The organism is Celeribacter baekdonensis, from assembly GCF_900102315.1.
Classification (GTDB): domain Bacteria; phylum Pseudomonadota; class Alphaproteobacteria; order Rhodobacterales; family Rhodobacteraceae; genus Celeribacter; species Celeribacter baekdonensis.
In genome coordinates this window covers 18,496-30,432 of the sequence record NZ_FNBL01000009.1, presented here as the reverse complement: position 1 = coordinate 30,432, position 11,937 = coordinate 18,496, and the positions used below count along the sequence as shown (strand labels likewise).

The 11,937-nt window shown below is 58.3% G+C and carries 8 protein-coding genes, 1 tRNA gene and 1 pseudogene; 5 read left to right on the top strand and 5 right to left on the bottom strand.

Translation table 11 applies throughout. The annotated features are described in order from the left end of the window. Positions 1-7: 7 nt before the first annotated feature. Positions 8-1,093, bottom strand: coding sequence for an ABC transporter ATP-binding protein (locus BLT54_RS14800; RefSeq protein ID WP_074646072.1), 1,086 nt, complete (start codon positions 1,091-1,093; stop codon positions 8-10). After that, positions 1,086-2,624, bottom strand: coding sequence for an FGGY-family carbohydrate kinase (locus tag BLT54_RS14795; protein WP_074646071.1), 1,539 nt, complete (start codon positions 2,622-2,624; stop codon positions 1,086-1,088). Before BLT54_RS14795 ends, BLT54_RS14800 begins: the two co-directional genes overlap by 8 nt. Positions 2,625-2,879: 255 nt before the next feature. On the opposite strand from BLT54_RS14795, the gene BLT54_RS14790 reads away from it, so the two are divergent. Together BLT54_RS14790 and BLT54_RS14785 are read left to right on the top strand one after the other, a co-directional pair. Next, entirely contained in the window at positions 2,880-4,583 is a 1,704-nt protein-coding gene (locus BLT54_RS14790) for a glycerol-3-phosphate dehydrogenase/oxidase (protein WP_074646070.1), read from the top strand. Positions 4,584-4,610: 27 nt separating this feature from the next. After that, on the top strand, positions 4,611-5,387 hold the full coding sequence (locus BLT54_RS14785; protein WP_074646165.1) for a GntR family transcriptional regulator: 777 nt from the start codon (positions 4,611-4,613) through the stop codon (positions 5,385-5,387). A 124-nt stretch (positions 5,388-5,511) separates the two neighbouring features. Here BLT54_RS14785 and BLT54_RS23125 read toward each other — a convergent pair. The 3 genes and pseudogenes from BLT54_RS23125 to BLT54_RS14770 all read right to left on the bottom strand — a co-directional run. Next, positions 5,512-5,628, bottom strand: a pseudogene (locus tag BLT54_RS23125) (IS481 family transposase); the annotation flags it as partial. 15 nt (positions 5,629-5,643) lie between these two features. Continuing rightward, positions 5,644-5,994 (bottom strand): hypothetical protein, encoded by a 351-nt coding sequence (locus BLT54_RS23120; RefSeq protein WP_074646069.1) that lies wholly within the window; start codon positions 5,992-5,994, stop codon positions 5,644-5,646. 160 nt (positions 5,995-6,154) lie between these two features. Next, positions 6,155-6,231, bottom strand: a tRNA-Arg gene (locus BLT54_RS14770). A gap of 362 nt (positions 6,232-6,593) precedes the next feature. On the opposite strand from BLT54_RS14770, the gene BLT54_RS14765 reads away from it, so the two are divergent. From BLT54_RS14765 to BLT54_RS14755, 3 genes are all read left to right on the top strand, one after another. Continuing rightward, entirely contained in the window at positions 6,594-7,652 is a 1,059-nt protein-coding gene (locus BLT54_RS14765; protein ID WP_074646068.1) for a LacI family DNA-binding transcriptional regulator, read from the top strand. Between the two features lie 113 nt (positions 7,653-7,765). After that, positions 7,766-9,601 (top strand): dihydroxy-acid dehydratase, encoded by a 1,836-nt coding sequence (ilvD, locus tag BLT54_RS14760; protein WP_074646067.1) that lies wholly within the window; start codon positions 7,766-7,768, stop codon positions 9,599-9,601. Positions 9,602-9,835: 234 nt separating this feature from the next. Next, on the top strand, positions 9,836-11,884 hold the full coding sequence (locus BLT54_RS14755; protein ID WP_074646164.1) for a DEAD/DEAH box helicase: 2,049 nt from the start codon (positions 9,836-9,838) through the stop codon (positions 11,882-11,884). Positions 11,885-11,937: the final 53 nt, after the last annotated feature.

Sequence of the window (11,937 nt, the reverse complement as noted above, 5' to 3'; positions counted from 1 at the left end):
CAAAACCTCAGGCTGCTGCGGCATAGGCGGCCTGAACCGCCAATTGCCCTTGGGTGTCGAACAGGTGGAAATGCGCCTGGCCAAGCCATAGGCTGACGTCCGTCCCATCGGATAAATTGTGAATGCCGTGAACCAGCGCGACCCAGCGCGACGTGCCCTGCCGCACATGCAAGAACGTCTCTGATCCGGTGATCTCGGACGCGACAAGCTGGCATTTCAGCTCAAGCGCCGGGCCGTTCGGCTTTTCGAACCGCAGGTGGTTGGCACGGAACCCGGCAACGTAGTCGCCGTCCCTGATCGCCGACAAATTGCCGCTTGTCGCAATCTTGGCCCCGATGTCGAACGTCAGGACATCGCCCGCTTTGCGGCAGGCACTGAAATTCATTGGCGGGTCGCTGAAAACGCGGGCCGTAGTTGTGTCGATCGGATGGCGATAGACCTCTGTCACCGGGCCGAACTGGGTCACGCGCCCTTCCCAAAGGCAGGCTGTGTTGCCGCCCAGCAACAGGGCCTCTTCCGGCTCGGTCGTCGCGTAGACAAAGATCGCGCCAGACTCGCGAAAGATCCGCGGAATCTCGTCGCGCAATTCTTCGCGCAGCTTGTAATCAAGGTTGGCCAGCGGTTCGTCCAAAAGCACCAGCCCGGCATCCTTGACCAGTGCGCGGGCCAGTGCGCAGCGCTGTTGCTGTCCGCCCGACAGTTCCAGAGGCATCCGATCAAGCAGTGGGGTCAATTGCAGCATCGCGGCCGTGTCGCGCACGCGCTTGTCAATATCGCTACGGCCGCGTCCGGCCAGTCGCAAGGGCGATGCGATGTTGTCGTAAACGCTCATGGACGGGTAGTTGATGAATTGCTGATAAACCATCGCGATGCGCCGGTCCTGCACCCGCCGACCAGTCACGTCCTCACCGTTCCAGAACACCTTGCCGGTGCTGGGGCGATCCAGACCCGCCATCAGGCGCATCAGGCTGGTTTTACCCGCCGAAGTCGGCCCGAGAAGGACATTCATCGTGCCCTTTTGAAAGGCCAGATTGGTTGGGTGGATATGGGGCTTTCCGGCAATGATTTTGCTCACCCCCTGAAGTTCAAGCATGAAAGGCCTCCGTTTCAGCGACCAACGGAGCCGCCGGGATTGCGGCCATTGCATTTGTCATCGCAACGAACCGTGGGAATTTTGCGATATGGGCCGCGCGGCGGTCTGCGTTGCAGGTGTGGCGGCGTGCGATGCCGGTCATCCCCGCGACGGCATCGGCCAAAGAGGGATAGGCGCCGATGGCCGCCGCCGCACAGATGGCCACACCAAGCGCGCCGAATTCCGATCCTTTGGGCACCTCGATTGGTAGCCCCAGAATGTCGGCGAAAAGTTCTGACCAATACGGGCTACGGGTTGCACCGCCCGTCAGGCGGATCAGATCAACGGGGGCGGCATCGTCGCCTGACAGCACCTTGTCGATGTCCAGCTTGTGGGCAAAAACAATGCCCTCGAAGATCGCGATGGCCATGTCGTCAAAGTTCGATTGTGCCGTCATGCCCAGTAATCCCGCCGGCGCACCATTTGGACCGCCGAACAGAAAGGGAAAAAACAGGGCCGTGCCAGGTTTGCCCAAACGCCGCGCAAGGGCTTGGTTCAGGCGCTCGTAGATGTCGGAAAATCCTTCGTCCGGAAGGGGGCAGCCTTGGGTAAGAACGGTTTTGACGACCCATTCAAGATTGCTGGCCGAGGTCGGAGAGCCTTCGACCGCCATATATCCGCCGAGAGGATAGGGAAATTGCAACATGGGCACATAACTGCGTCTTGGCGTCCTGTTGAGCGTGGCCGCGATGCTGAATGTGCCCGCAACAACGCTCATTTGTCCGGGCTCCGTGATATGCGAGGCCAGCGCGGCCGCACTCATATCTACTGTGCCACGCACGACTGGCGTTCCTTCTTGAAGGCCGGTCAGCGCCGCAGCCTTTGCCGTTACGCCGCCCACAACCTGATCCGAGGGCCCAAGTTCCGGAAGCTTGTCGCGCAGGTGGGCCAACCCAAGAAGATCAAAAAGCGCATCGCAATAGGTGTCGGTTTCCGGGTCCAGCAATCCGGCGGACCCGGCATCAGTCAGATCGGTCGACATGTCCCCGCACAGTTGGGCACGCAGAAAATCTTTGCAGAACGACACGCTATGCGTCCGGTCAAACACGCCGGGTTCATTCCGAACCAGCCATGTCAGCAAAACGATTGTCTGACCGGGCCAGAGGTGTTGGCCGATCAACGCCTCGACCTGATCCGCAGTGCCATTGCTTTGCCATTCGGCGATAATGTCGACGGCGCGCGCATCCGTTGACATGATACCGGCCCGTACCGAATGCCCGTCGCGATCCATCAAATACAGGCCACCGCCATAACCGGCCACGGACACCGCTTCGATGTCTGACGGCGAGACGCCGCTGCATTCTATCACCTGGCGCACGGCCAAGGTCGCAGCCTGCCACATCTCTTCCGGGTCCCGCTCGGTCCAGCCGGGGTGGGGGGCCTGCATTACGTTCCGACTATGCGCGCAGGCGATTTCGACGCCGTCCATATCAAACAGCGCGGCCTTCGTCATTGTGCCACCGGCATCAATGCCGATTACATACTGTCCCATTGTTTCCTCCCTTGGCGGGCGTCACTCCTCAACAACGCACCGCCAACTTGTCATTACATGCATAACAATAGGGGGCAAAAATAGGCTGTCAATTGCCCTTGTGTTCGACAAGTAGGGAGACAAAGGTCGTATATAAACTTCGTTTTATGTTGAATTTGCACAATTGACCTGCGGTTTGGCGGGTTGTATTCACTTGTTATTACATGCTGTGCCTATTGAGGCGCGCAGCAAAGACAATGCGAGAGGGAGAGGCGGATGCGCAGACGAGACGAGATGATTGAAAGGCTTCGCACCAAAGCGTTGCCTGACATTCTGATCATTGGCGGTGGAATCAACGGCGTCGGGACCTTTCGCGATCTGGCCGCACAGAACGTCCCCGTGCTTCTGGTCGAGGCCGGAGATTTTTCATCCGGCACCAGCGCCACGCCGTCGCGCCTTATCCATGGTGGCCTACGTTACCTTGAAACAGGGGAAGCCGCGCTGGTGCGTGAATCCCTGACCGAACGCAATCTTTTGCTGAAAAACGCCTGTCACATCGTTCAGCCACTGCCCGTCTGGGTGCCCTTGCGAAGTTGGTTTGGTGGCACGTTTGGTGCGATCGCCCGTTTTCTGAAACTGACACGGACACCGGGCCGCAAGGGTGCGATCCCGGTCAAACTTGGCCTGATGCTATATGATGCCTTCGGGCGCACACAGCAGACCATGCCCGACCACCGTTTGCTGACCAGGCGACAGGCCCGCGCCGAAGTGCCGGTGCTTGCGCCGGACATTCGCGCCGTGGCCGAATATTACGATGCGCGCATCACCCATCCCGAACGCCTTGTGATGGAGCTTGTGGCCGATGCCGAGGCAGAATGCCCCGAGAGCCTCGCAATTCCTTACCTCAAGGCCATAAGTCAGGAAAACGGGCGCGTTACCCTGCGCGATATGTCGAACGGTGAAACCTTTGAGATCACGCCGCGTTTGGTCATCAACGCCTCTGGTGCGTGGGTGGACGAGGTGCAATCCGGCCTTGGGTTTTCCGGCCGTTTGATGGGCGGCACACGTGGCTCGCATTTGGTGCTGAAACAGCCCGTTCTGGCGCAAAAGCTGGCCGGCAAGATGCTCTATTTCGAAACCGATGACCACCGCGCCTGTCTGATCTACCCGATGGGCGAGGATCGGGTGTTCCTTGGCACCACGGACATTCGCAGCGACGATCCGGGCGACAATTTCTGTACCGATGCCGAGATTGATTACCTGTTCAAAGTGTTGCGCCCGATTCTACCCAATGAGGAATTGCGGCGCGAAGACATCATTTTTACCATTGCCGGCGTGCGCCCCTTGCCCCTGCAAGAGGCCGGGGTCACGGGCGCGATCAGCCGCGATCACCGGCTTGATAGCTTTCCCGCAACGGCGGACCGCCCGTTTGAAACGCTGACCCTGGTCGGCGGAAAGTGGACGACCTATCGCGCCTTTGCCGAGCAGGTAAGCGATGTCGTCTTGCAGCGGCAGAACCTGCCGCGTCAGGCCAGCACTGCGGATCGCGCGATTGGTGGGGCCGCCGGGTATCCCTTTGATGCCGCGGACCGTCAGGTATGGGCCAACCGTCTGGCCAGGGATACCGGCCTGACGCCTGAGCGGTGCGCCATGCTTGCGCAGCGCTATGGCGCGCGGGCAAGCGCCGTCGCAAAAGCAGAATGCGCCGACCCCCGTCAGTTCGTGTCTATCCGTGATTACAGCCCGGCGGAAATTTCCCTGATCTGCACGCAAGAGCGTGTCACGCGTCTTGATGATATCGTGCTGCGCCGGACGTTGATGGGGTTCGAAGGGGCCCTGAACGAGAACGGGATCAACGAACTTGCAGAGGTGGCTGCCGCAGCTCTGGGGTGGACGGATGACCACCGCGCCACAGAGATCAAGCAAACCACTCAACTGTTGCGGGATCGCCACCGCGCCACTATACGAGGCTCGCTGTGACCTGATGATCAATGGAGGCACGTGCCTTTGCCCGATAGCAAGACCGAGACATTGCAAGGTAGAATTGACCGCATCGAACGCGGCACTGCCATGCCGCTTTGGTCTCAGGTCAGGGCCACGCTGACGACGCTAATCCGCGAAGACGGCCTAAAGGAACATGATCGCCTGCCTTCGGAAAACGAGCTGTGCAAATCCTTTGGCGTGTCCCGCACGGTCATCCGCGAAGCCCTTTCACAGATGGTGAACGAAGGTCTGATTTATCGCCTTCAGGGCAAGGGGGCCTTTGTGCGTGGTCGCCGCGATGAACAGAATTTCGTCGGAACCACCATGGGGTTCAGCGGCGAGATGGCGGAAAAGAAACAGGATGTCACCCGCAGGATACTACGCCAGGAAGTAACCCACCCAACGCCCCGGATCAGTCGGATGTTGCGGATCGACCCCACCCACCCGATCGTCGTGGTAGACCGCGTCATGTCGGTCGAATCCGTACCGCGTATGATCGTCAGGTGGGCGATGCTGCAGGAATCCGTTCCGGGGCTGGAACGAATTCAGCTTGAAAACCGGTCTTTGTATGACACGATCAACCGGCAGTTCGGGGTCCGCCTCGTGCGTGCGGACCGCTGGATTGAGGCCGTGTCCCTATCGGTGGTAGATGCCGAATTGTTGGGGGTGGAGGCCGGCAAGGCGGCGCTTAAGGTTGAATCGGTTTGCGTGAACGAAGCCGGGCACCCGATCGAATATTATGTGGCAACTTTCCTGACGGACCGATCCCGCCTGCACCTATCAGTGTCTTCGGTCGGCTAGAAGTCGGTGGCGCTTTTCGGCGATCTACACGATGTGATCTTCGTGAGAAACGGATCCTAGCTGGTCAGTCCCGGCATTTGCGGGGCGGATTTAGAATGAAACCATCTGGCTCTGAAATCCAATGTTCGATCTGGCCATTGGTCCACGGATGGTTTGGCTTGGTCAGGCGGTGCGCGATCTTACTTGCCTCGCAGATCATGTCGAACCGCATCTGCTCACCTTGTTTGTTGAGCTTTGGCAGCACCCAGTCTACAAACTAGCCGCGTTTTTTCGACGTCCGGGGCAATCGGAGTTCACTTCCCCAGCCTTTCCCGAAAACCGCTACGCACTCTTCCTGATGATCAACAGCATGTTTCACGGCCCGACGACCGGCGATATGGTCGGACGCTGATTTGGCCAGCAGCCCCCGCTGAATCAGGCCAGCCTCAATTCGTCCGACCTGTCGTCTGTCCAGTCCGGCCTGTGCCGCAATCTTCGTGACCGAGGTCCAGAAGCTGCAAATTCGACCAGCGACAAAATCCTCGCCCATCGTGTTGGAGATCGCGACCTTCAAATAGGCTATTGCACCCTTGCAGAGACCGAGTTGCCGCCGAGCCGGAGTTTTCATTTGGCCCGCACCGAGTAGTGACCACGTGATGAGTGGCAAACTGTACAGGTTTTGTAAGGGCGAAGGCCGGATTTAGCGCGAAATAGGACGCAAGATCATGCAAACTGCTGCATGAAGCTCCAAGGTAAATCCGGCAGTTATTTGATTTTATATAGAAATTTGGTGACCCCGGCAGGATTCGAACCTGCAACCTGCCCCTTAGGAGGGGGCTGCTCTATCCAGTTGAGCCACGGGACCACACGCCTAGGTGTTTAGCGGGTGAGGGGTCTGTGGCACAAGAGCGAAGCTTGGGTTTTGTCGGGGATGTAGGGTTGGGTTTATGTCCAGAAATGGTGCGAATGTCTTGTTGAGAAAGTGAAAAAGGGGGGAGCGAATTTGGCCCACCACTCCCCCCTTTGAAATCCGAAACAGCACTGACAGTTAGAGAGCATGCAGGGCAATTCGGATGTCTTTTGCCAAATCTTCGTGATACTTCAGGCGAAACATCACTCTATTTGGCAAATCTGTTAGCGTTAACATACACATGTTGCAACGCGTGGACAAGGGCGATTTATATTGTAGAGTGGTGGAAATTTAAAATATTACAGGAGGCTGAGATCATGTCGCAAGGTTCAGGAAAAACACCTTCCAAGAGACCATTGACGTTGCGCGACGTGTCAGAGGCCTCCGGGGTATCCGAGATGACCGTCAGCCGGGTATTGCGCAACCGCGGCGATGTGTCGGAATCCACACGCGGCAAAGTATTGGAGGCGGCGCGCGCGCTTGGCTATGTGCCCAACAAAATCGCCGGCGCCTTGGCGTCTTCTCGCGTGAATCTCGTGGCCGTGATCATCCCGTCGATGTCAAACATGGTCTTTCCCGAAGTGATGACCGGCATTTCACAGATCTTGGATGACACCGAATTGCAGCCGGTTGTGGGCGTGACGAATTACAAACCCGAACGCGAAGAGACGGTTCTCTATCAAATGCTGTCTTGGCGACCTTCGGGCGTGATCATCGCGGGGCTTGAACACACCGAAGCGGCGAAAGCAATGATGGGGGCCGCAGGCATCCCTATTGTCGAAATCATGGACACGGATGGCGAACCGATTGATTCCGCCGTGGGCATTTCACACCGTCGCGCGGGCCGTAAAATGGCGCAGGCGATCATTGATGCCGGGTACAAGCGGATCGGTTTTCTCGGCACCAAAATGCCGCTCGATCACCGGGCGCGCAAACGGTTTGAAGGATTTACCGAAATCTTGGCAAAGGCCGGGTTGGAAATCGCCGATAGCGAATTTTATTCTGGCGGCTCCGCCTTGGCCAAAGGCCGCGAGATGACCGAAGCGATGTTGCAGCGCAACCAAGAAGAGCCTTTGGATTTCCTTTATTATTCCAATGACATGATCGGGGCTGGCGGGCTTTTGTATTGTCTCGACAACGGCATTGATGTGCCGGGTGAGATTGGGCTGGCGGGCTTCAACGGCATTGAATTCCTCGATGGCTTGCCGCGCAAACTGGCGACGATGGATGCGTGCCGTGTTGAGGTCGGGCGCGCGGCGGCGGAAATCATCGCCAAACGTGTCGAAAATCCCGATGCACCGGGCGGCGAAATCATCACGCTTGAGCCCTCTCTTGAGTTTGGGGACACGTTGAAACGCAAGAAAAAGCCGCTTTAAACTCGTAAACACCACACCATCCAGACTGGAAATGATGCTCCGAAAGCCGTATGGAACATCAGACCCGCCGCTTTTGCGGATGAATCCGACGTCACAGATTGAGAACCAACACTATGCCCCATTATAAATCCCGCCGCTCCACACATGGCCGGAACATGGCCGGCGCTCGCGGCCTCTGGCGCGCAACCGGCATGACCGACAGCGATTTCGGCAAGCCGATCATCGCCGTGGTGAACTCGTTTACCCAGTTTGTACCGGGTCACGTTCACCTCAAAGACCTTGGTCAAATGGTGGCGCGCGAGATTGAAAATGCGGGTGGTGTGGCGAAGGAATTCAACACCATTGCGGTCGATGACGGCATCGCCATGGGCCATGACGGAATGCTCTACTCCCTGCCCTCGCGCGAACTGATCGCGGATTCGGTTGAGTATATGGTCAATGCCCATTGCGCCGATGCGATGGTCTGTATCTCCAACTGCGATAAAATCACCCCCGGCATGATGATGGCCGCGATGCGCCTCAACATCCCGGTGATTTTCGTCTCCGGTGGCCCGATGGAAGCGGGCAAAGTGCAAGATGGCGACATCGTGCAAAAGCTCGACCTCGTGGATGCGATGGTTTCGGCGGCCGACGACAAATACACTGACGCACAGGTTGACGCGATTGAACGCGCCGCCTGTCCGACCTGCGGGTCGTGTTCTGGTATGTTCACCGCCAACTCGATGAACTGTCTGGCCGAGGCTCTGGGTCTGGCGTTGCCGGGCAACGGGTCGACTTTGGCGACACATGCGGATCGCAAACATCTCTTTTTGGAAGCCGGTCGCAAGATCGTCGAGATCACCAAAAAGCATTATGAAGGCGAGGTTCCGGGCCTTCTTCCGCGTGACATCGCAAGTTTTGAAGCCTTTGAAAACGCCATGTCCCTCGACATTGCGATGGGCGGTTCGACCAACACCGTTCTGCACCTTTTGGCCATCGCTTATGAGGGCGGCGTGAACTTCACAATGGACGACATTGACCGCCTGTCGCGCAAAGTGCCCGTGCTGTGCAAAGTCGCGCCCTCTGTGCCGAATGTGCATATGGAGGACGTCCATCGCGCCGGTGGCATCTTTTCCATCCTCGGTCAGATGTACCGTGGCGGGTTGCTGCATGGTGATGCGCGCACTGTGCATTCCGACACGATGGCTGCGGCCATTGCCAAATGGGACATTTCCGTTGCCAACAACCCCGATGCCGAAAGCCTGTTCAAGGCGGCGCCGGGTGGCGTGCGTACGACACAGGCGTTTTCCACCGAGAACCGCTATAAAGAACTCGACACCGACCGCGAAAATGGCGTGATCCGTTCCGTCGAACATGCGTTTTCCAAAGATGGTGGCTTGGCCGTTTTGTTCGGCAATATCGCGGAACGTGGCTGTATCGTGAAAACGGCAGGGGTGGATGACTCCATCCTCAAATTCGCTGGCAAAGCCCGCGTGTTTGATTCCCAGGACGACTCGGTCAACGCCATTCTGACCCGGCAAGTTGAGGCCGGTGACATCGTTGTGATCCGCTATGAAGGCCCGCGCGGCGGTCCGGGGATGCAGGAAATGCTCTATCCGACGTCCTATTTGAAATCCAAAGGTCTGGGCAAAAAATGCGCCCTGTTGACTGATGGTCGTTTCTCCGGCGGCACCTCCGGCCTGTCCATCGGCCACGTCAGCCCGGAAGCCGAAGAGGGAGGCCTAATTGGCCTAGTGGAAACCGGCGATGTGATCGAGATCGACATCCCGAACCGCACGATCGAGTTGAAAGTCGACGCCGCCGAGATCGAAAAACGCCGCGTTGCCAAAGGCCCGTTGCCTTGGGGTCCGGCGGAACCGCGTCCGCGCGCTGTCTCAACCGCGCTCAAAGCCTATGCCCTGTTTGCCTCCGCCGCCGACAAAGGCGGGGTTCGGATTTTACCCGAGTAAGCCAACCCAAGCGATTCGATGTGAAAACGCCGCCCCCTGAGGCGGCGTTTTTATGTCTTGCTTTTAGGTCCGCACAGGCCTTGAACACACCCGTTCCCCTTATTTTAGAGATTTTTCGCCGGAATGGCTGTATACATCCGGCGAAACTGTCGGTAATGGTGCCGACTTCTGTAGTCAAAGACGCAGGATGGCGGCATGTGCCGCGATGACCCCCTCACGGATAGACCTTATTACATGATTAAAACACTTTCCGATGCACTCGCGGAACGCGGCTATGACACGCTGACTGCGGTCCAGGAGGCTGTGAACGCCCCCGAACTTCAAGACGCCGACCTTTTGGTGTCTGCACAGACCGGTTCGGGCAAAACCGTTGGCTTCGGCCTTGCGATTGCGCACACTCTGATGGGCGACAGTGACCGCCTTGAACCCGCCTCATCCCCGCTTGCATTGGTTGTGGCCCCGACCCGCGAATTGGCCTTTCAGGTCATGCGCGAACTTGAATGGCTTTACGCCAAGGCCGGGGCGCGGATGGCGTCCTGTGTGGGTGGCATGGACATGCGCGATGAGCGTCGCAAATTGGAACGTGGTGCCCATATCGTCGTCGGCACGCCGGGCCGTTTGCGCGATCACATTCAACGCGGCTCTTTGGACATGACCGGCCTGCGCGCCATCGTTTTGGACGAAGCCGATGAGATGCTTGATCTTGGCTTCCGCGAAGACCTCGAATTCATGTTGGGTGAAGCGCCCGAAAATCGCCGCACCCTGTTGTTCTCGGCCACCGTTCCGCCGATGATCGCCAAATTGGCGAAGCAATTTCAACGCGATGCCGTGCGCGTCAGCACCCAATCGAACACGACCCAACACGCCGACATCAGCTATCAAGCCCTGCGTGTGGCTCAAAGCGACTCGGAAAACGCGATTTTCAACCTTCTGCGTTTTCACGATGCGCAAAACGCAATTGTGTTCGCCAACACCCGCGTTGCCGTCAATCACCTGACCGCACGTCTTGCCAACCGTGGCTTTTCGGTCGTGACCTTGTCTGGCGAATTGAGCCAAAATGAGCGCACCCATGCGCTGCAAGCGATGCGGGACGGGCGGGCGAAAGTCTGTGTCGCCACCGATGTTGCGGCCCGCGGCATTGACTTGCCGGGTCTTGATTTGGTGATCCATGCCGATTTGCCGACCAACGCTGAGGGGCTTTTGCACCGCTCTGGCCGGACAGGTCGCGCCGGGCGTAAGGGTATTTCCGCGCTGATCATTCCGCCACGCTCCATCCGCAAAGCCGAACAACTTTTGAAATTCGCGAAGATTCAGGCCGAATGGACCACACCTCCGTCCGCCGATGACATCAACCAGCGCGACGAAGAACGGCTTTTGGCCGATCCGGTTTGGTCCGAAGAAATGACCGAGGAGCATAGCGCATTTGCCGCCAAGCTCTTGGACTTGCATTCGCCAGAACAGATCGCTGCGGCGTATCTTCGCCTGTTCCGCGCGCGTCAATCCGCGCCTGAGGACCTGACACCGCCAGATGCGCGCCCTGATCCGCGCGAACGCAAACCGTTTGGTCCGAGTGCCTGGTTTTCCGTTTCGGTTGGTCGCGATGACCGCGCCGAGCCACGCTGGCTTTTGCCGCTGTTGTGTCGCTCTGGCAACTTGACGAAAGACGACATTGGCGCGATCCGCATTCAGCAATCTGAAAGCTTTGTTGAGATCAAAGAGTCCAGCCTCGCGGGATTTTTATCAACTCTTGGTGGCAGCGGTGAGCTTGAAGAAGGCGTCGTTGCCCGTCAACTCGCGGGTCCGCCGACATTTTCCGCCACCGCGCCGCGCAGCAACTCCGGCCCGCGTTCGGATGCGAAGCCGCCTCGTCGGGATGTGGACACAGCCCCGCGTCGCGACTACGACAAAGCCCCTCGTAAGGACGCTGAAGCTCCGCGCAAAGAAGGTGCCTATGGTTCCGATGCGCCGCGGGAGTTCAAAAAGCCGCGTCATAAGAATGCAGGCATTCCGAAGACACGCCGCGAATTGGACGAAGCGCATCAAGCGGCCAAACCCCGCACGGAGCGCGCCCCGAAACCCGCCGGGAAACCGAGCGCCGCCCCCAAGCGGGCTAAGGGCGCGGGGGATACACCGGGGAAAACCTATGGTGGCAAACCCGCAGCCAAATATGCCGCTAAGACTGGCAAGCCGGGAGGTAAACCCAAAACGGCTGGCGCGAAACCGGGCAAGGGTAAAGCCGCACAGGTGGGCGGGTTCGCCACACCAAAACGGCAAAAAAGTTAAACAGGCAATTTTGGAGCTCTCACAGCCGCTTCGTTCCATCCTGGACCTTCGGC

Coding starts and splice junctions, on each gene's coding strand:
- BLT54_RS14800 (WP_074646072.1), bottom strand. CDS start 1,093: ATGCTTGAACTTCAGGGGGTGAGCAAAATCATTGCCGGAAAGCCCCAT.
- BLT54_RS14795 (WP_074646071.1), bottom strand. CDS start 2,624: ATGGGACAGTATGTAATCGGCATTGATGCCGGTGGCACAATGACGAAG.
- BLT54_RS14790 (WP_074646070.1), top strand. CDS start 2,880: ATGCGCAGACGAGACGAGATGATTGAAAGGCTTCGCACCAAAGCGTTG.
- BLT54_RS23120 (WP_074646069.1), bottom strand. CDS start 5,994: ATGAAAACTCCGGCTCGGCGGCAACTCGGTCTCTGCAAGGGTGCAATA.
- BLT54_RS14765 (WP_074646068.1), top strand. CDS start 6,594: ATGTCGCAAGGTTCAGGAAAAACACCTTCCAAGAGACCATTGACGTTG.
- ilvD (WP_074646067.1), top strand. CDS start 7,766: ATGCCCCATTATAAATCCCGCCGCTCCACACATGGCCGGAACATGGCC.
- BLT54_RS14755 (WP_074646164.1), top strand. CDS start 9,836: ATGATTAAAACACTTTCCGATGCACTCGCGGAACGCGGCTATGACACG.